This window comes from Nocardia sp. NPDC047038 (assembly GCF_040644075.1).
GTDB classification, from domain to species: Bacteria; Actinomycetota; Actinomycetes; order Mycobacteriales; family Mycobacteriaceae; genus Nocardia; species Nocardia sichangensis.
On sequence record NZ_JBEYVQ010000011.1, the window covers coordinates 158,731 to 178,967 of the forward strand.

The following is a 20,237-nucleotide window of genomic DNA, read 5'->3' on the forward strand; positions in this document are numbered from 1 at the left end:
CGATCCGGCGCCGGCGCTCACTCCGCCGGCGACGGCAGGACTCTCGCACACAGGACATGAAACATGGCAATCAAATAGCAATTAATCGGGCTCGGCAGGCCGACCATTCGAGGTGCACGAGTGTTCGCACCTCCGCGCGGCTTGCGGCGGGCCGATGGCGAATGCGCCGCAACGCTCTCCGGTTACGCCGCCCGAGGCCTTTCGCTGAGTAGCATCGGGCCATGCGCAACAGGATGGTGCTCATGGTCGCGGTCGCGACGGCACTGCTCGCGGGCTGCGGGGACGGCGAGTCGGCACCGGGCCCACCGGCCGCGTCGAACACCGCCACGTCGGTCGAGGTAGCGCAGGCCCCGGCCCCCGGGGACACCGCACCGAAGCAGGGCAAGCCTTCCGGCGACGCCGCGCTCACGGTGACCGATGTGCGGCTGGGAAGTCAGCCCGGTTTCGATCGCGTGGTCTACGAACTCGGCGGGGCGGGCACGCCCGGTTGGATCGTCCGGTACACCGACCGGGCGGTGCAGGACGCCAGTGGCAATCCGGTGGACGTGGCGGGCCGGTCGATTCTGGAAGTACGAATCCTGGGCTCGGCTTACCCGTTCGACAGCGGCGTGACACCGTACGAGGGCCCGGACCCGGCCGTCGACGCGGCGGTCTCCGGCATCGCGGGCGTCTACCGGACGACGGTGTTCGAGGGCGTGACGCAGTCGTTCATCGGCGTGCGGGCCGACCGGCCCTCCTTCACCGTCACCACGCTGTCCAACCCGACCCGATTGGTCGTCGACGTCGCGAGCTCCTAGATACCGGTACCGCCAACGGGTATATCGAGAGCGGGGGCTAGACTCGGTACTCGTGGTCGACCGCCGCGCACTTCCCGCCGCCGGGCTCGCCCAGCTCCTAGGGGTGCTGGCGTTGGTCGCCGGGGTCGTCGCGATGCATTCGGCGGTCTTCGGCCACGCCAACGCGGTCGGCGTGCACACCCTCGCGGCCGCCTCCGACGCGGGAGCCGACGGACTCGAACGAGCTGCCGCCGCGCCCGGGTTTCCTCATCGACACGCGACACCGCAATCCTCGGGCGGCGCTCCGAGCGGCCACGATCGACCTCAGGACAGGGCGCACCGCGACGACCGGCAACGCGGCCAGGAGTTATCGGGCACACCGGGCGCATCCGCACCGGTGGTCGCTTCCCGCGAATCGTCTACCCCGCCAGCCGTCCGGGCAACCCCGGGCGCATCCGCACCGGCCGTCACTTCCCGCGACTCGTCTACCCCGCCAGCCGTCCGGGCAACCCCGGGCGCATCCGCACCGGTCGTCGCTTCCCGCGACTCGTCTGCGCCTCAAGCCGTCGAGGCGACCTCAGGCGCGTCATGGCACGCGACCGTCGCGGCGAAGATGTCCCACTGCGCGGGCGGCGGGTGCGACGGCGAGCACAGCGCACTGCACGGCTGTGTGTTCATCTTGGCCGCCTCCATCGCGTTGGCCGCGTTGGTGCTGCTCCGCCGATTGGCGTTCGATCGCCCCGGCGGCGGTGCGGCACGACCGCGGCACTGGCGGGCGCGGCGTGCACGACCGCCGCCGTGGACCGTGCTCACCTTGGCCGAACTGGCGATTCTGCGGATCTGACAACTCCGTCGCCGCCGTGTGTCCGAACCACGGTGGCGGCGCAGTCCACTCCATCCTCAGACTTCGCACTTCGCAAGGAGCGACCCCATGTTCATCACTCGCACCCGATCGGCCCTCGTTCTCGCCGCGGCGGCCGCGGTGAGCCTCGCCGGATGCGGCGACGCCGACACCGGGCACACCACCGAGCACGGCACCTCGACCACCACCGCGGCCGTCACGACCGCACCCGCCCGTGCGGCGCACAACAACGCGGACGTGATGTTCCTCCAGATGATGTATCCGCATCACGCCCAAGCTGTCGAAATGGCGCGGCTGGTGCCGACGCACACCGACAACCAGCAGCTGCGTGCGCTCGCCACGCAGGTGGAGCAAGCACAGGCGCCGGAGATGCAGCAGATCACCACCCTCTTGCAGAGCTTCGGCCAACCGGCGCCCACCCCGAGCGAGGGGCACGGCGGCCACGAGATGCCCGGCATGATGTCCGCCGAACAGATGGCGGCGCTGGACGCGGCATCGGGTCCGGACTTCGACCGTCAATGGCTGACCATGATGATCGAGCATCACGCGGGCGCGATCGCCATGGCCCAGACCGAGTTGGCCGAGGGCGAGAGCACCGACGCGAAGGCGCTCGCTCAGCGGATCATCGCCGCCCAGCAGGCCGAAATAGCGCAGATGCGAGCCATGCTCGGCCAGAGCTGAACGGCTCCCCCGCGCCGATATCGGTTGGCCATCGTTATCGGCGCGGGCTCGGCGTGGCGGGTCCCCGCGACGTACCTTCGGATTGTCCGGCTCCGTTCATCCGTCCCGGCCGGACTTCCGAGGGGAGCGAGGGACCGACCATGCGACGACTCGAACGCGCGGGCCTGCTGGTGGCCGCGACGGCCACCGCTGCGGGCGCGCTGACCATCGGCGCCTGCGCACAGCAGATCTCCGGCACGGCGGAGGTCAACCGGACCGACCTGGCCGCGTACGCCTCCGAGGTCACCTCCTCCTCGGCCGCCGCCTCGTCGGCACGGGCCGCCGCCGCCGAACGCGCCACCAAGTCGGCCTGTGACGCCTTCCTGGCCGCGAACGGCAGCTCGGTACGCGCGTTCAACGACTACATCGATGCAAGCAACACGAAAGGCCGCGGCGATCCCGATACGAACGGCAAAGCCGACGCGGCTGTCACGACGCTGCGGAACAACGGGCGCTCGGTGGACCAGAGCGTGACCAGAGAAGTGCCGTCCGGGATCGCCACCCCGCTGCGCGCCTACCGCGACGACACCAACGCCTTGGCCGACACGCTGGCCCGCCGCGCCGACACCGACACTTTGAACGCCGCGATCGACCGGTTCAACGCCACGAAGAACACCGCGCTGACCGCCTGTCAGGGGCACGGCACCCGCTGAACCGTACCGGTCGCGCTCACGCATGTGCCCGACGGCTCGCGGCACACGCCGCCGTTCGACCGGAGCGGTATCGCCTTCTCATCGTTGAGGAATCCCGCCGTGCGGCTGTAGCATCTGGCCGTTTACTGCCACGCGGAACGGGACGATTACATGACCAGCGGTATCCGGGATACTCGTCCACCCGCCCGGAAAGGCCGCCGCCGCAGATCCGCCGAATCGGCCACGCCGACGTTCGCCGCGCTGCTGGCCGCCGCCGCGGAGCACAATCCCGACGGCGTCGCCGTGGTCTGCGGCGACAGCGAGATCACCTACCGCGACCTCGACGCGCGCTCCTCGCGGCTGGCCCGCACGCTGATCGCCGCGGGCGCGGGCCCCGAAACAGCGGTGGCGGTGGCGCTGCCGCGTTCGCTCGATTCGGTGCTCGCGGTGTGGGCGATCGCGAAGTCCGGTGCGGCGTTCGTCCCGGTGGATCCGGCGCTTCCCCTGTCCCGCATCAAGTTCCAGGTCATCGACAGCGGTGCCGCGCTGGGCCTGACCCAGGCCGCCCACGCGGCGACACTACCCACCGAGGTGCGCTGGCTCGCGCTGGACGATGCCGAAGTGATCGCACAGGTGGCGGCGAATCCCGCGAGCCCGATCGCGTATTTCGAACGCCCCGTTCGACTTCGCGCCACCCACGCGGCCTACGTGATCTACACATCGGGATCGACCGGACGCCCGAAAGGCGTCGCCGTGACCCATGCCGGGCTCGCCCCGCTGTGCGCCGAACTGGCCGCGCGGCAGGCGCTGGACAAAGACGCGCGGGTGCTGCACTTCGCGTCACCGAGCTTCGACGCCTCGGTGCTGGAGTTGCTGCTCGCGATCTGCTCCGCCGCCACGCTGGTGATCGCCCCACCGACCCTGTACGGCGGCACCGCACTGGTGGAACTGCTCGCACGGCAGGCGATCACCCACGCCTTCCTCACTCCGTCCGCGCTGGCCACCATCGAGCCGACCGGACTGCCCGCCCTGCGTTCGGTCATGGTCGGCGGCGAGCCGTGCCCGCCGATGTTGCCCCGGCACTGGGCGGCCGACGGCCGTCTGTTCCAGAATGCCTACGGCCCCACGGAATCCACCATCATGGCGACGCTGAGCCCGCCGTTGTCACCGGACGCACCGGTCACCATCGGGTCGGCTGTGCCGGGTATGCGCTGCCAGGTACTCGATCACCGGTTGCGCCCGGTCGGCGTCGGCGTCGTCGGCGAGCTGTACGTGTCCGGGCCCGGGGTGGCGCGGGGGTACCACGGACGCCCGGATCTGACCGGACAGCGGTTCCTCGCCGATCCGTTCGGACCGCCCGGCTCGCGGATGTACCGCACCGGCGACCTCGTCCGGCGCACAACCTCGGGCCATCTGGACTATTTCGGCCGGGCCGACGACCAGGTCAAGGTCAGGGGTTTCCGGATCGAACTCGGCGAGATCGACGCCATCCTGTCGACACAGCCCGGCGTCCGGCTGGCCGTGACCGTCGACCGCAAGACCGCCGCGGGCGAGACCACGCTGGCCGCCTTCGTCCAACCGGAACCGGGCCATGCCCCTGACCCCGCCACGCTGGCCGACGCGCTGGCCGCGCTGCTGCCGAAGTACATGGTGCCCAACACGATCACGGTCGTGGATCGGATCCCACGCACCCCGACGGGCAAGGCCGATCGGCCCGCGCTGCGCGTGCGCGCCCTGGACGAGCCGGACTACCGGCCCGCCGTCGACCTCGGTGAGGAAACGGTCGCCGAGGTCTTCGCACGCGTGCTGCGCCGAGAGCGGTTCAGCGCGGATGCCGATTTCTTCGCGGCGGGCGGCAACTCGCTGCTGGCGACGCAGGTCGCCGCGCGCCTGAGCGAAACATGGCGGCTGCGCATCCCACCCCGGCTGGTGTTCGACCATCCGACGGTCGCCACCTTGTCCAAGGCGATCCGCTCGCAGCAATTCGACACCGCACGCCCGGTGCTGCGCGCACGGACCAGGCCGGAGCGCATCCCGCTGTCGCCGGCCCAGCTGCGGTTCTGGCTGCGCAACCAGTTCGACACGACGTCCTCGGTGGACAACATCGGCTTCGCGCTGCGGCTGTCGGAGCTGGATATTCCCGCCTTGCGCGCGGCATTCGCCGACACGGTCGAGCGGCACGAGTCGCTGCGTACGAGTTATCCCGCCGACGCGAACGGACCGCGGCAACTCATCCTCGGCACCGAGCAGGTGGTCGACGATTTCGCGGTGGAGGAACTGTCCGACGACGCGGTACCCGACCGCGTCCGCGCCATCCTGCGGCACGGGTTCGACGTGTCGGCCGAGGTGCCGCTGCGCGTCCGGCTGCTGCGCACCCCCACCGAGTACGTCCTGGTCTGCGCCCTCCACCACATCTGCGCCGACGGATCCTCGCTGGCGCCGCTGGCCCGCGACGTCGCTTTGGCCTACGCCGCCCGCAGCGCGGGAGCCGCCCCGGCCTGGCTGCCACCGGATGTGCAGTACGCCGACTACGCCCTGTGGCAGCAGGATCTGCTCGGTTCCCGCGACGACCCCGATTCACCGCTGTCGCGGCAACTGGCGTACTGGACCGGCGAGCTGGCCGGTCTGCCCGACGAACTCGACCTGCCCGCCGACCGGCCGCGCCCGCCGGTGGCCACACTGCGCGGCTCGGCCACTCAGCGGACGGTGCCCGCGACCTTGCACCGCGACCTGCTCACCGTCGCACGCGCCCACCGATCGACGCTGTTCATGGTGATGCGCTCGGCGCTCGCCGTGCTGCTGGCCCGCCTGTCCGGAAGCTACGACATCGCGATCGGCGTGCCGATGACCAACCGGGCCGAGCCCGCACTCGCGGATGTCGTCGGCATGTTCGTCAACACGACCGTCTCCCGGACCAGGATCGAGCCCGCGGAGAGTTTCACCGCTCTGCTGCACCGCACCAGGGAACGGGATCTGGTCAACTTCGCGCACTCCGAGGTGCCGTTCGAGCACGTGGTCGACGCCGTCGATCCGACCCGATCACCCGGACGCCACCCGCTCTACCAGGTCGGCTTCGCTTTCCAGAATTTCACGCAGGCCACCCTGGACCTGTCCGGGCCCAGCGTGTCGTTCCTCGACGTGGACGCCGACACGGCGAAAACCGATCTGCACATCGGCGTGGTCGACATCCGCGACGACGACGGCGAGCCCGGCGAGATCATCATCCGATTCGGTTACAGCACAGACCTGTTCGACGAGCACACGGTGCAGCGCTTCCTCGACGGCTACATCCGCACCCTGCTGCGGGTCGCGGCCGAGCCCGACGCCGTGGTCGGCGACATCGACATCATGGACCCGGTCGAGCACAAACGCATCCGCTCCTGGGGCGCCGGAGCCGAGCACGACGTGCGGGCCGAGCCGCTCACCGCCGCGACGGCGCGGCAGGCCGCGGCGACGCCGGACGCGATCGCGGTGGTCTGCGGATCCGAGACGCTCACTTACGCGCGACTGCTCGAACGATCCGCGCGGCTGGCTCGCTGGCTGATCGAACGAGGCGTCGGTGCGGAGACCGTCGTCGCGGTGGCGATGCGGCGGTCGATCCAGCAGGTCGTCGCGCTGCACGCGATCGTGGCGGCGGGCGCGGCCTGGGTGCCGATCGACCCGGGCCACCCGGCCGAGCGCATCCGGTACGTGCTCGAATCGGCGGCGCCCCGGTGCGTGCTGACCACCGCGGCGGACGGTTTCACCGCGGCCGAGGCTTACGACATCGACACCCTGGACCTCGACCGCTTCGGCGCGGAACCCGTGCTCGACGCCGAGCGCCGGACACCGTGGCACGCCGACCACCCCGCCTATCTCATCTACACCTCCGGCTCGACCGGCCGCCCCAAGGGCGTGGCGATCAGCCATCGGGCGATCGTGCACCAGCTCGCTTGGATGCAGGCGGAATACGCTGTCGACGCCACCGACGTCTATCTGCACAAAACTCCCGCGACCTTCGACGTGTCCCTGTGGGGCTACTTCCTGCCGCTGCGCGCGGGCGCGCGGATGGTGCTGGCCGGACCGGACGAGCATCGCGACCCGGCGGCGCTGTCCCGGCTGATCGCCGAGCACCGGGTGACGCTCACCGATTTCGTTCCCGCGATGCTCACGGTATTCGCCCAGCAGGCAACGGCGGACGAACTGTCCTCGCTACGAGCTGTTTTCGTCATCGGAGAGGCGCTGCCGCCGGAAACCGCGCGTGCCTTCGCGAACGTGACCACGGCCGAGTTGCACAACCTGTACGGACCTACCGAGGCCGCGGTGAGTATCACGCGACACGCGGTCTCGGCCGCCGATCGCACCGCGGCCGGCGTTCCCATCGGTGTGCCGGAATGGAATTCGCGCTGCCACGTGCTGGACGACCGGTTGCGGCCGGTTCCGGTGGGAGTGGCGGGCGAGCTCTACCTCGGTGGCATTCAGCTGGCCCGCGGTTACCATGGCGCGCCGGGTCTGACCGCGGCCCGGTTCGTCGCCGATCCGCTGCACCCGGGCGAACGGATGTACCGGACCGGTGACCTGGTGCGCTGGAACCGCATCGGCACCCTGGACTATCTGGGCCGCACGGATTTCCAGGTCAAGGTCCGCGGCCACCGCATCGAACTCGGTGAGATCGAAGCGGCTTTGCTGGCCGACCCTGCGGTGGGCCGGGCCGCGGTGGCGGTCAAGGGCTCCGATGCCGGGGACCGGCTGGTCGGCTACGTCGTCGCGGCGCCGGGGGCCACGGTCGACCCGGATGTCGTGCGTCAGTCGGTCGCTCGCGTGCTGCCCGGTTACATGGTGCCGTCGGCGGTGCTGGCGCTCGACGCGTTCCCGGTGAACACCAGCGGGAAGCTCGACCGCGCCGCGCTACCCCAGCCGGTATTCGCCGCACGCACCGGTGCGCAGCCCGGCACCGCACTGGAGCGCGCGGTCGCGGACGTCTTCGCCGACGTGCTCGGCGTGTCCCCGATCGGGGTGGCCGACGACTTCTTCGAACTCGGCGGGTCGTCACTACTCGCGTTCACATTGCACCAGCGGCTGTCGGAGCGGCTCCGCCGCGACGTGCCGATGTCGGCGATCCTCGCGACCCCGACCGTCGGCGGCCTCGCGGCGCGACTGGCGGGCGGGTCCGCCCCCACCGCGGCGACGCCGGAACGCGACGCCGTGCTGGAGCCGGAGATCGGCATCGGCGGATGCGAGCCCGCGCACACCGGTCCGCCACAGGAGATCCTGCTGACCGGCGCGACCGGCTTTCTCGGCGTACACCTGCTGCAAGCCCTGCTGGATCGCACCGAGGCGAGGGTGTGGTGCGTGGTGCGCGCCGCCGACGCCGAGGAAGGCATCGACCGAATCCTCGGTGCGCTGAGCCACTACCGGCTCTCCGGGACCACCGCCGCGGAGCGGATCGTCGTCGTCGCGGGCGACCTCACCGCACCGCGCCTCGGCCTCGACCCGGCCGACTACGACCGATTGGCCGACAGCATCGACGTGATCTATCACAACGGCGCGCGCGTCAATCACGTCGATCCTTATGCCCGGCTACGGCAGGCCAACGTCGAGGGCACCCGCGAGTTGTTGCGGCTGGCGACGGCGCGGCGGGTCAAGCCGTTCCACCTGGTCTCCACCATGGGCGCGGCCGTCGCCGCGACGCCGGATTCGCCGGTGGTCACCGAGGACATCCGCCTACCCGCGGGGCAGGTGTCCGGCAACGGCTACCTCGCCTCAAAATGGGCCGCCGAGGAACTGGTCCGCCAAGCAGGCGAACGTGGTGTGCCCATCGCCATCTACCGTCCGAGCACCATCTGCGGTTGCCCGGACATCGGCGTGAACAGCCCGCAGGATTCGCTGTGGAACATGGTGCGAGCCGCCGCGCTGCTCGGCATGGCGCCCGACGTGGGCGAGGCGACCGTTTCCTTGGTTCCGGTGAGCTATGTGGCGGGCGCGATCGTGGAGATCTCGGCTCGTCCGCGCTCGGAAACCGTCTATCACCTGGTCAATCGGGCCCCGGTAGCGGTCGGGGAGATCCTCGCCAGTCTGCGCGCGCACGGTTTGCCGGTGGCGACGATGCCGGAGGACACGGTGCGCGCGGGCCTGGCCAGGGAAGCGCGGCGGCGCGACGCGCTCGGCGACGATTCGCTGGTGCGCGCGGCCCTGCTGAGCCACGACTTCGCCGGACTCGCCGGTCACCTCGACTGGGCCGACGAACACACCCGCGCCGCGCTCGCGGACACCGGCATGGCCTGCCCGGAGATCGACCGTGCGGTGGTGGACACCTTCGTCCGGGAGTTCATCGAGTCGGGCTTCCTGCCCCGGGATTGACGCTCCTCAGTACCCCGGCGGCACGGTGGCCCGTTCGGCGGGCTGTGCGGCGTGCCTGCGGGCCCGCACCTGCTCCAGCACGATCAGGCCCACCCCGATCAGCAGGAAGACGACCGTGATGATCGCGGCCACGACCGAGAGCCTGCCGAACCCCCAGCCGGCGAGCACCGCCGCGGTTATCGCACCCGCCGCGGCGACCAGCAGCAACCCGTACCCCGGCCAGTTCCTGGTGTCGGCCATCGTCGCTCCCGGCGGCGGCGCGGAGTCGCGCGCGATATCCGGGGCGTCATCGATCGGAGGAATCTCCCATGGGCCGTCGTCCGTTGTCACTGGTCGTTCCTCCCGCCGCGATACCGGCCGTTGTTCCGGTATCTGATGCGAAAAGGGTGCCCGGATACTCCCCACCGAAACGCGAGCGGCGATCCGCCCCGTGTTCAGTTGTAGGACTTGGTTACTCCGTCGAGCAGGTGCTCCAGGGTGTCGTAGGTCGGGGTGGCGACGACGTCCAGCAGGTCCGGGGCCACCGGGACGTTGCGTTCGGCGACGACCTTCGCGAACTGGGCGCCGTCGTTGGTGCGGAAGCCGTGCTCGGCGGCCAGGCGCTGCAATTCCGGGTCGGTGGACAGCAGGCGCCCGAGCCGGTCACCCGTCGCGCCGAACGGCACCAGCGTGTGCCGGGACAACACCGTCGGTGACGGGTACAGCAGCGTCATCTCGGGCTTGATCTGGCCGCGCACGGTCGCCTCGACGTACTGCGCCTCGTAGATCCAGGCCATCGGCGTCGGGCCCATACCCGTGGCGAGGTAGTTGTTGAACGGGCCCTCGGTGGTGTTCTCGGTGTAACCCTGGCCCACGAAAAGGCGCGACACCGCGGGGAGGACGGCCTGCTCGGCGTTCTGCCCCTGCACGATCGTGTTGTTGTTCGCGACGTAGCTCGCCGCGGCCAGATACATGGCCGCGGAGTTGGAGCTGCGCGGGTCGGTGGTGGAGATCAGGATGTTCTTGCGCACCGGGTAGGCGGTGTTGTCGGGCAGTTCGTCCCAGCGGGTGCCGTTGCGCACCAGCTCGAGGTAGCGGCGCAGGTCGAGCGTCGGCACCTGGCCGGGGCGCACCGCTCCCGCCCGGGTGAGCAGCTCGGTGATCGGCGCGAACGTCGCGACGGCCATCGGCGAGGAGAACGGCGTGTATTTCGCGGTCACGTTGCGCTGCCGCTGGATTCGCTCGGCGGCCGGTTCGCTGGACGGGAAGGCGAAATCGAATTTCGTGAGATCGATGGACGTGGCGATCTGCCGCGAACCGGCGGGCTCGACCTCGACGCGCACGCCGTTGCGCGCCAGCGCGTCGATCACCTTGGGGTCGGAGAAGAACGGCATCTTCTCCGAGCCGACCACACCGTGGACGACCGTGAGCGCCGCGGCGGGCGCGGGAGCGGCGGCGGGCGCCTCCGGAGCGGGTTGCCGCACGGCGAGAACCACGGCGATCACCGTCAGAACGACGACGGCGCCCACGGCGTACGGTGCGAAACGCTTCTTGGACGACAAAAGCTCACGGATCTCCGACAATTTCCCGGGAGCGGCGGCGGGGGCCTGCGGCGACTTGTCCATCGGGACCGCGGTGGGTTGCACTTCCGCCTCGGGAGACTTCTCCAATTCCCGCCGCACCAACCGCTCGATCAGAATCGGAACGAACTGCCGCACCGGGCGGCCCTCGAATTTCCGCCGCGCCGCACCGACGGCGCTCTCGATATGGTCCGGAGAATAAGTCTCGGTGTAGTTTTCGACCAGCCGCTCCGTCATCTGACGGATCGCCTGTTCCTCGCGGACGGTATCGACAACCACCACAATCTCCTCGGCGTCGGGGGTAACGCGGCAGCGTCTCCGGCCTGCACCGCGCCGGCCAACACTAGCCCCATCCCTCCACCGCCGACATCCGGAACGACTTCCCTCCGGTGAACGATTTCGACTGCGCCGGTGCGCATCCCACGTCGCCATGCACACCCGTCCGCCCAGCTCACAGGCCCGCGAACCACGCGAGCGCGGCACACACGACAGCCCGCCGACGCCACGTCCGGGCTCGAACCCGCCATGCAGAATTCAATGGGCAATATCCGAGCCGCCACCACGTGTTGTACTCCCGTTTCCCACCGCCATTGGGCCGGGCGGGCATCGACGCCGCGTTCGTCGTGCGGTCGGCTCCGCAGCACATCGACGGCACCGAAGTTACTTTCTGGTAGCACAGGGCGAGAGCTGACGATATCGTCAGCATGTTGCCGTCGAAAGGAGCGTTATGTCTCGCGTCGCTGTGGTCACCGGTGCGTCGTCCGGAATCGGGAAGGCTACGGCCGCTGCGCTGGCCGGGCGGGGGTATCGGGTGATCGGCACCAGCCGCAATCCCGACGCCATCGGTTCGGACGCCGTGCTGCCCGAGGTCGAGTACCGCGCGCTCGACCTCACCGATCCGGCTTCGATCGAGGCCTTCGCCGCCGGTCTGGACCACGTCGACGTGCTCGTGAACAACGCGGGCGAGAGCCAGGCGGGACCGCTGGCCGAGTTGCCCACCGACGCCGTCGAGCGACTGTTCAAGCTGAATGTGCTCGGCCCGATCGCCCTGACCAAGGCGGTGCTGCCCGGCATGCGGGATCGCCGCTACGGGCGCGTCGTCATGGTCGGGTCGATGCTCGCCAGCTTCCCCATGCCCTACCGCTCCTCCTATGTCGCCACCAAGGCGGCGCTGCGCGGCTTCGCGGTCGCCGCCCGCTTCGAGGAATCCCCCTTCGGCGTCTGGATCACCGCCGTCGAGCCCGGCCAGATCGACACCGGACTCCGCGAACGCCGCACCAAGTACCTCACCGACGGCTCCCCCCACACCGCCGATTTCACGACCTTCATGGCGAAACTCGACGAAAACCAGTCCAAGGGCATCACCCCCGAAAAGGTCGCCACCACGATCGTCAAAGCGATCGAAGCCCCGCGCCCCCAACCCCTCTACGCCGTAGGCAGCAACGCCCCCGCCCTCTTCACCCTCCGCCGCCTCCTCCCCCGCACCGCCATGGAACGCATCATCGCCCGCGCCCACGGACTCTCACGCTGACCTTCCAGAGCTACGCTGTCATTCTCTACGCCGCAACGACTTTCGACGCGTCGCCGTACTCGGAGGACGGTCCGTCAGCCGTTTTCACGCTCCAGCGGTCCGGACATCAAGAACCGCACGTAGCAGTCGGCGACCGGTGCCGATTCTTCTCACTGAGCCATTGGGACCTGGACAGGCTGAGGCGGTGCGGATCGCGGGCGTCGGCACAGGTGCGCAAGGCGGCGGGGGAAAGCAATTCACCCGCGGCTTCCCGAGTGCCCCCAGTCGGACTCGAACCGACACTTGGCGGATTTTAAGTCCGCTGCCTCTGCCAATTGGGCTATAGGGGCGTCCGGGACAGCGTACCGAGTCGTACGGCTGTACCGGAATTCCGACAATTTGTCGGGGTGGCGGGGCGTCGGCCGTGGCCGGGTGCCGGACGGCGCGGTCGGGTGACCGGTGCCGGTGGCGGTTGTTCGCAGCCCGGGTTGGCAGGCGTCCCAGAGAACTAGATCGGTGGCGGCGGGCTGGTGTTAGCGTCCGCGCGTCATCTCGGCGTGTCGGATGTTCGCGGCGGAGTGTCAGCGCCGGGGTGGCAGCGGGATCCTGGCGAGGTCGGTGGCTATGTGGATCTCGCCGGAGAAGTACTTCGCCGCTTCGGCCAAGTGCTCGTCGAGGTCGCGGTAGCGCTGGGAGAAGTGGGTGAGCACCAGGGTGCGAACGCCCGCGTCGGCGGCCACCCGGGCGGCTTGGCCCGCCGTGAGATGGCCGTATTCGAGGGCCAGGTGTTCGTCGGCGTCCAGGAACGTGGCTTCGATGACGAGCATGTCGACGTCGGCGGCCAGCTCCCCGATTCCGGGGCACAGCCGGGTGTCCATCACGAAGGCGAAGCTCTGACCGGAGCGCGGTTCGCTGATCTCCGCCAAAGTGATCGTGCGCCCCTCGAATTCGACACTGCCGCGCTGTTGCAGTTCGGAGATGATCGGGCCGCGCAATCCCAGGGCGCGCAAGCGGTCCGGCAGAATGCGCCGGCCGGGCGGCTCGCTGAGCCGATAGCCGAAGGTGTCCACCGGATGGGAGAGCCGCACCGCCGTCACCGTGAACGCCGCCTCGGGCAGGTCGACGGGACCTGGGGCGAGGATCGGGCGAGGCCGCAGCTCGGCGCGGTGATAGTACGACGTCGCATTGACCAGGCGCTCGTAGTACGCCGCGCCGGACGCCGGGAAGCAGACGTCGACCGGATGCGGCACCCGGTCGAGGTTGATCCGCTGCACCACTCCGGCCAGCCCGAGACTGTGGTCGCCGTGGAAATGGGTGATCGCGATCCGGGTGAGCCCGGTGACGGTCACACCGGCATAGGTCATCTGCCGTTGCGTGCCCTCACCGGGATCGAACAGGATCGCCTCGTCGTCCCACCGGAGCAGGTACCCGTTGTGGTTTCGCTGTTTCGTCGGCACCTGACTAGCGGTCCCGAGAACAACCAACTCACGCTGCGACACGGCGTCAGGCTATCCGCCGCCACCCCACACCCGAACTCCGGCCGCGTCCTAGGTGACGGATGCCTTCCGGAGCACGGAGTTGTGCCGGGAGTAGGCGAAGTAGACGACGAACCCGATCACCATCCACACCAGGAACCGCAGCCAGGTCTCCACCGAGAGATTCAGCATCAGCCACACGCACGCCAGCACCGCCAGGACGGGGATCAGCGGCACCAGCGGAACCCGGAATCCACGCGGCAGGTCCGGACGCGTGCGCCGCAGGATGAGCACGCCGACCGACACCAGCACGAACGCGAACAGCGTCCCGATGTTGACCATCTCCTCGAGCGTGCCGAAATCCACGAACCCGGCCAGCAGCGCGCACGCCACGCCGACGATGACGGTGACCCGCACCGGCGTGCCGTTCTTACCGGTGTGCGAGAGCTTGCGCGGCATCAGCCCGTCACGCGACATCGCGAACAGCACCCGGGTCTGCCCGAGATACATCACCATGACCACCGTGGTGAGCCCGGCGAGGGCGCCGATCGAGATGATGTTCTTCGCCCAGGTCACCCCGTGGATGCCGAACGCCGTGGCCAGTGTCGCGTCGCCATGGGACAACTCGGTGTAGGGCACCATGCCGGTGAGCACGAGCGACACCGCGACGTACAGGATCGTCACGATGAGCAGCGAGCCCAGGATGCCGCGAGGCACCGCCTTCTGCGGGTTGCGGGTCTCCTCCGCCGTCGTGGCGACGACGTCGAAGCCGATGAACGCGAAGAACACCAGGCTGGCCGCGGCGAGCAGGCCGTACCAGCCGAAGTTGCTGTGCCCGGCGCCGGTAAGGAAGGAGAACAGCGACTGCCGCAGCCCCTCGCCCCGCTCACCGGGCTGCGACGGCGGGATGTAGGGCGAGAGGTTCGAGGACTTGAAGTACGTGAGGCCGACGACCAGCACCAGCGCGATCACGCCCAGCTTGATGGCGACGGCGACCGCCGACACCCGCGAGGACACCTTGGTCCCGGTCGCGAGCAGCACACCGAGCACCGTGATGAGCAGCACCGCGCCCCAGTCGAAGTTCACCGGGCCGAAGTGCGCGATCGGAGACGTGGTGCCGAGCACCTCGCCGAGGTATTGCGACCAACCCTTGGCCACCACCGCCACGGCGAGCGCGAACTCCAGGATCAGGTCCCAGCCGATGATCCAGGCGACGAGCTCGCCGAAGGTGGCGTAGGAGTAGGTGTAGGCACTGCCCGCCACCGGCACCGTGGAGGCGAACTCGGCGTAGCAGAGCGCGGTCAGCCCGCAGGCGATCGCGGCGAACACGAAGGCCAGCGAGACGGACGGACCCGCGACGGTGCCCGCGGTGCGCGCGGTGAGAGTGAAGATGCCCGCGCCGACCACGACGGCCACGCCGAAGACGGTGAGGTCCCAGGCGGTCAAATCCTTGCGTAGTTTCGAGTCGGGTTCGTCGGTGTCGCGGATCGACTGTTCGACGGACTTGGTGCGGAACAGACCGCCCCACCGAGACGAGACATCACCCGCCGAATCGGCTTGTGGCCCGGGTTTCGTCACGCGTTCTCCTTAATTCGTGCCAATTGCTTGTGTTCTGTACCCAGACGGCGAGTCAATGCACGCCTGCCATGAATTTGCTGATCCACGGTGCGATGGCGGCGACGATCAGCCCCGCACACACCATGACCGTCCCGGTGATACCGAAATAGGCGAACTCGTGACCTGGGTCATAGAACCGAGCCAAACTACCCGACACCGACGTGCCGAGACCAACCGAGAAAAAAATACAATGCCATTGTCCGAGCCCGGAAAGCCTCCGGGGCGAGTCGAGTGCACGGCCGGCGCGATGTGCCCGGCCATGACCACGACGCCGCCGTAGAAGAGGGTGAGTTCCATCCCGGGCAAACGGTCGGCGATCCAGCCGCCCAGGACGATGGACAGAGAGACCGGGCCGCCGTAGGCGCCGACGATGCCCACGGCCGCGTCCTTGCCCAGGCCCAGACCGCCGTCGGTCGCCGAGTAGTGCAGGTAGTACCCGAGGATGGTGACCATCCCGTAGAACGAGAAGCGCTCCCAGAGTTCGACGCCGAACAAGTTGGCCAGCCCGATCGGGTGGCCGAACACGGTTCGTGTCCCCACTGGTTCCCGCGATGTTTTCGCTTCGACCATGCTCCGAAGATCGCATCTCGAAGCGCGCCGGGGAGGATTCGTTTGTTCTGTTCAGGCGGGCTGCGGAACCTGGACGCGGCCGGTGGTTTGCCCCTGCACCTATCGGGCACCCCGCAATCGACAGGCAAACCGGCCCGCACCCAGAAAGCGTTGAGCTGATGGTCCACGTGGAAATCACCGTGCCGACTACACCGGAGCAGGTTTTCTCCGTCCTGGCCGACGGATGGCTGTTCGCCGCCTGGGTCGTCGGCGCCACGCACATTCGCGACGTCGACGACGAATGGCCCGGCGTCGGCGCGTCGCTGCACTACAGCGCGGGCGTATGGCCGTTCACCGTGAGCGACACCACGGAGGTCGTGTCGGTGGATCCGCCGCACATGCTCGAACTAGAGGCCAAGCTCTCGCCGTTCGGCGCCGCGTGGATCCGGCTGGAACTCGTCGAGACCGCGACCGACGAGACCCAGATCCGGATGTACGAGCACGCCGAACGCGGGTTGGGCCGGCTCATGCCCAACGCGCTGCAAGAACTCCTGCTGGTGCCGCGGAACATGGAATCGCTCTCCCGGCTCGCCGATATCGCCATCGGCAAGGCGCGCCGTGCGGGTCACGCCGGAATCGGAGTCCGCGCCGGAACCGAGACGCACGCCGAGGTGAAGCTGAACGGACACGTCCCACAGACCTGACCGCGGCCACGCGACCGGGCCGGCTCAGGCGATCGACAGTGCGATGCCGTCGAGGATGTCGTGCTCACTGACGATCAGCTCGGAAATACCCGCGCGCCGGGACAACTCCTCCGCCAGTACTTCGGTGATGACCGCGCCGCCGCCGATCACGTCGACCCGGCCGGGGTGCATCGGCCCCAGCGCTGCGCGCTCATCGTGGTCCATGGCGATCAGCCGGTCGCAGACCTGATGCACCTGCTCCGAGGTCAAACGAGTGAGATGCACCCGCTCCGAGTCGTATTCGGGGAGATCGAGCGCGACCGCGGCGAGCGTGGTCATCGTGCCCGCCACGCCGACCCAGGTGTGCGCCCCTTCCACCGGGACGTGCGTGAACGCTTCGGTCAACCGCTCGGTGGCGAAGGCGCGGGCGGCGGCGATCTCCTCGGCGGTCGGCGGGTTGCCCGCCAGACACCGTTCGGTGATCCGGACGCAGCCGATGTCGGCGGAGAACGCGGCGCGCACCCCCGCGCTGTCCCCGAACACCAGCTCGGTGGAACCGCCGCCCAGGTCGACGACGACGAACGGACCCGCCGCGCTGGACAATTCGCCGATGGCGCCGGCGAACGACAGGCGCGCCTCCTCGTCGCCGGTGATCACCTCGGCTTCCGCGCCCGCGACCACCGCGCCGAGTTCGGCACGCGCCATGGCGAAGAAATCCTCCCGGTTGGCGGCGTCCCGGGTGGCGGACGTCGCCACCATCCGCACCCGGCCGACGCCCGCCTCGCGCATCAGCGCGACGTAGTCGGCCAGGGCGGCGCGGGTGCGTTCGATCGCCTCCGGCGCCAGCGAGCCGGTCGCGTCGACGCCTTGGCCGAGGCGGACGATGCGCATCTCGCGGTGCACGTCGGCCAACCGCCCGTCGTCGAGCACGTCGGCGATCAGCAGTCGGATGGAGTTCGTGCCGCAATCCACGGCGGCTACCCGGTCACTCATCACTGTGCTCCAGTCTCTCGCGCGCTACTCGGCCGGGACGCGGGCCAATCGGCCGGAATCGCGGTGCCGCGCAGGCCGTGTTCGGCGGCCAGCGCCACCGACTCGTCGCCGAGCGGATTCACGCCCGGCCCCTTGGCCAATGCGTGGGCGATCAGCACGTGCAGGCACTTGACCCGCTCGGGCATCCCGCCGCCGGTGAAATCCGTGCCGAGCGATTCGATTTCGTCGCGTTCGGCCAGATAGCTCTCGTGCGCGGCGCGGTAGGCGGCGGCCAGCTCCTCGTCCGCGGCGAGCCGCTCGGTCATCTCCCGCATCACACCGGCCGATTCCTGCCTGCTCGCCTCCGCGGTGAGCCGAGGATCGGTGAGGTAGTAGAGGGTCGGGAAAGGGGTGCCGTCCGGCAACCGGGGCGCGGTCTTCACAACGGCCGGGATCCCGTCCGGGGTGCGGTAGGCGATGGCGAGCACGCCGCGCGGCGCACGGCCCAGTTGCTCGGCGATGATCGCGAGATCCTGGTCGGTGGGTGCGGTCACCTATGTCCTTCCGGTGCTCGAGGTGGTGGCGCGGCGGCCTAGGGCGTCGGCTGCGGCTCGGAGATGCTGCGCCACAAATCGGTGTACCAAGGCTGGGGGTCCCTGGCTCTGGTGGGCGCGGGCGGCGGCGCGGGCGCCTCGATGCCGGGCACCTGCACGATATACGGCGTCTCGCCTGGCATCACCAGACGCAGGCGGTCCCGCGCCTCGCTGCGGATGTAGGCCGGATCCTGTTGCTGCGCACGACGATCCCGCAGCCGGGCCAGATCTGTCTCGAGTTCCTCGCGCTGCTGCGCCAGCTGCGCCGCCTCCGCGCGCTGGGTGAAATACGTGCGCATCGGCACGGCGAGGGTGAGCGCGAGCCCGCACACCACCATCGCGAGGATCACCGCCTTGCCGGTGGAGAGGCCGAGGAACGTGTGGTCGTGCCTGTCGCCGGCCGAACCCGTCTTGCGCGGTTTCGGCTTCTCCGCGGGCTCCGATCGCCTGCGACCGCGCTTGGCGGCGGAGTCGGCCGGGCGCGATCCGGCGGCACGCGACGTGCGGCGGTCCCCGCGTCCGGCCGGACTGGTCCCACGCGCACGTCGCTCCGTCATCTCACGCCTCGGTCTCTACTTCGCGGTACTCCCGGGGTTCGTGCCCCAGCTCAGCCTTCGAACGCGAAGCGGGGGAACGCGACGTCACCCGCGTAGCGCGCCGAATCACCGAGTGCGTCCTCGATGCGCAGCAGCTGGTTGTACTTGGCGACCCGCTCGCTGCGCGCCGGGGCGCCGGTCTTGATCTGGCCGCTGCCCACCGCGACGGCGAGGTCGGCGATGGTGGTGTCCTCGGTCTCGCCGGAACGGTGCGACATCATCGTCTTGTAGCCGTTGCGATGCGCCAGCTCCACCGCGTCCAGGGTCTCGGTGAGGGTGCCGATCTGGTTCACCTTGACCAGCAGCGCGTTGGCGGCGCCCTTGGCGATGCCCTCCTCCAGGCGCTCCGGGTTGGTGACGAACAGGTCGTCGCCGACGAGCTGGATCTTCTCGCCGATCTGGTCGGTAAGGGTCACCCAGCCGTTCCAGTCGTCCTCCGACAGCGGGTCCTCGATGGACACCAGCGGGTAGGCCGCGATCAACTCGGCGTAGAACTGCGCCATCTCCTCGGCCGAACGCACCACACCTTCGAACTTGTAGCCGCTGCCGGAGGTGAAGAACTCGGTGGCGGCCACGTCCAGCGCCAGCGCCACGTCGCTGCCCAGCTTCAGGCCGGTCTTGGCGATGGCCTCGCTGATCAGGTCGAGCGCCGCCTTGGTGCCCGCCACGTCGGGCGCGAAACCGCCTTCGTCACCGAGGCCGGTGGACAGGCCCTTGGCCTTCAGCACCGACTTCAGCGCGTGGTAGACCTCCGCGCCCCAGCGCAGCGACTCCTTGAAGGTGGGCGCGCCGATCGGGGCGACCATGAATTCCTGCACGTCGACGCCCGTGTCGGCGTGCGCGCCGCCGTTGAGGATGTTCATCATCGGGACGGGCAGCACGTGCGCGTTCGGGCCGCCGAGGTAGCGGAACAGTTCGAGGCCGGAGGACTCGGCGGCGGCGCGGGCCACCGCCAGCGAGACACCGAGCAGGGCGTTGGCGCCGAGCCGGGACTTGTCCTGGGTGCCGTCGAGGTCGAGCAGCACCTGGTCGACGGTGCGCTGCTCCACGGCGTCCAGGCCGATGACGGCCGGCGCGATCTCGTCGAGCACGCCCTCGACCGCCTTGCGCACGCCCTTGCCGCCGTAGCGCTCGCCGCCGTCGCGCAGTTCGACGGCCTCGTGCTCGCCGGTGGACGCGCCGGAGGGCACGGCCGCCCGGGTCAGGGTGCCGTCGTCGAGAGCGATCTCGACCTCGACAGTGGGGTTACCGCGCGAATCGAGGATCTCGCGAGCTCCGACCTGTTCGATGATGGCCACGAAAAAGACACTCCTTCGGCTGCTGACACGGTATGTCTCACGGGATGGGCCGTGCG

The 20,237-nt window shown here is 69.5% G+C and carries 15 protein-coding genes, 1 tRNA gene and 1 pseudogene; 7 read left to right on the plus strand and 10 right to left on the minus strand.

What is annotated here, in order from left to right; all coding sequences use genetic code 11:
• The first annotated feature begins 221 nt into the window (after positions 1-221).
• From ABZ824_RS29190 to ABZ824_RS29210, 5 genes are all read left to right on the plus strand, one after another.
• Positions 222-797 carry a hypothetical protein gene (locus tag ABZ824_RS29190; RefSeq protein WP_355078568.1) on the plus strand — a complete coding sequence of 192 codons (576 nt, stop codon included), beginning with the start codon at positions 222-224 and terminating at the stop codon, positions 795-797.
• A gap of 592 nt (positions 798-1,389) precedes the next feature.
• A complete protein-coding gene (locus tag ABZ824_RS29195; RefSeq protein WP_355078567.1) occupies positions 1,390-1,620 on the plus strand; it encodes a hypothetical protein in 231 nt (76 codons plus the stop codon).
• Between the two features lie 87 nt (positions 1,621-1,707).
• Positions 1,708-2,319, plus strand: a complete 612-nt coding sequence (locus ABZ824_RS29200) for a DUF305 domain-containing protein (protein ID WP_356966797.1) — start codon at positions 1,708-1,710, stop codon at positions 2,317-2,319.
• A gap of 140 nt (positions 2,320-2,459) precedes the next feature.
• Positions 2,460-3,011, plus strand: coding sequence for a hypothetical protein (locus tag ABZ824_RS29205; protein WP_356966799.1), 552 nt, complete (start codon positions 2,460-2,462; stop codon positions 3,009-3,011).
• 150 nt (positions 3,012-3,161) lie between these two features.
• Positions 3,162-9,329, plus strand: coding sequence for an amino acid adenylation domain-containing protein (locus ABZ824_RS29210; protein WP_356966801.1), 6,168 nt, complete (start codon positions 3,162-3,164; stop codon positions 9,327-9,329).
• Between the two features lie 6 nt (positions 9,330-9,335).
• Here the strand turns inward: ABZ824_RS29210 and ABZ824_RS29215 are convergent, their stop codons facing one another.
• A complete protein-coding gene (locus tag ABZ824_RS29215; protein ID WP_356966803.1) occupies positions 9,336-9,659 on the minus strand; it encodes a hypothetical protein in 324 nt (107 codons plus the stop codon).
• Positions 9,660-9,763: 104 nt separating this feature from the next.
• Complete coding sequence (locus ABZ824_RS29220; RefSeq protein ID WP_356966805.1) at positions 9,764-11,167, minus strand: three-helix bundle dimerization domain-containing protein; 1,404 nt, start codon at positions 11,165-11,167, stop codon at positions 9,764-9,766.
• A 448-nt stretch (positions 11,168-11,615) separates the two neighbouring features.
• Between ABZ824_RS29220 and ABZ824_RS29225 the strand changes: the two genes are divergently transcribed.
• Positions 11,616-12,419, plus strand: a complete 804-nt coding sequence (locus ABZ824_RS29225) for an SDR family oxidoreductase (RefSeq protein ID WP_356966807.1) — start codon at positions 11,616-11,618, stop codon at positions 12,417-12,419.
• Between the two features lie 255 nt (positions 12,420-12,674).
• Here ABZ824_RS29225 and ABZ824_RS29230 read toward each other — a convergent pair.
• From ABZ824_RS29230 to ABZ824_RS29245, 4 genes and pseudogenes are all read right to left on the minus strand, one after another.
• Positions 12,675-12,748, minus strand: a tRNA-Leu gene (locus tag ABZ824_RS29230).
• Between the two features lie 231 nt (positions 12,749-12,979).
• Positions 12,980-13,897 carry a ribonuclease Z gene (locus tag ABZ824_RS29235; protein ID WP_356966809.1) on the minus strand — a complete coding sequence of 306 codons (918 nt, stop codon included), beginning with the start codon at positions 13,895-13,897 and terminating at the stop codon, positions 12,980-12,982.
• 48 nt (positions 13,898-13,945) lie between these two features.
• The gene (locus tag ABZ824_RS29240; protein WP_356966811.1) at positions 13,946-15,451 is read right to left on the minus strand and encodes an amino acid permease; all 1,506 of its coding nucleotides are present in this window, start codon (positions 15,449-15,451) and stop codon (positions 13,946-13,948) included.
• 238 nt (positions 15,452-15,689) lie between these two features.
• Positions 15,690-16,060: pseudogene (locus ABZ824_RS29245) on the minus strand (MFS transporter); the annotation flags it as partial.
• Between the two features lie 158 nt (positions 16,061-16,218).
• Between ABZ824_RS29245 and ABZ824_RS29250 the strand changes: the two are divergent.
• A complete protein-coding gene (locus ABZ824_RS29250) occupies positions 16,219-16,743 on the plus strand; it encodes an SRPBCC family protein (protein ID WP_355074465.1) in 525 nt (174 codons plus the stop codon).
• A 24-nt stretch (positions 16,744-16,767) separates the two neighbouring features.
• Here ABZ824_RS29250 and ABZ824_RS29255 read toward each other — a convergent pair whose 3' ends face one another.
• The 4 genes from ABZ824_RS29255 to eno are packed head-to-tail and all read right to left on the minus strand — an operon-like array spanning position 16,768 to position 20,181.
• A complete protein-coding gene (locus tag ABZ824_RS29255) occupies positions 16,768-17,715 on the minus strand; it encodes a Ppx/GppA phosphatase family protein (RefSeq protein ID WP_355074467.1) in 948 nt (315 codons plus the stop codon).
• Positions 17,715-18,248, minus strand: coding sequence for a DUF501 domain-containing protein (locus tag ABZ824_RS29260; protein WP_355074468.1), 534 nt, complete (start codon positions 18,246-18,248; stop codon positions 17,715-17,717). Before ABZ824_RS29260 ends, ABZ824_RS29255 begins: the two co-directional genes overlap by 1 nt.
• Positions 18,249-18,286: 38 nt before the next feature.
• Positions 18,287-18,844: a septum formation initiator family protein gene (locus tag ABZ824_RS29265; protein WP_355074470.1), complete on the minus strand. Its 558-nt coding sequence runs from the start codon at positions 18,842-18,844 to the stop codon at positions 18,287-18,289.
• 50 nt (positions 18,845-18,894) lie between these two features.
• Positions 18,895-20,181 carry a phosphopyruvate hydratase gene (eno, locus tag ABZ824_RS29270; protein WP_355074472.1) on the minus strand — a complete coding sequence of 429 codons (1,287 nt, stop codon included), beginning with the start codon at positions 20,179-20,181 and terminating at the stop codon, positions 18,895-18,897.
• Positions 20,182-20,237: the final 56 nt, after the last annotated feature.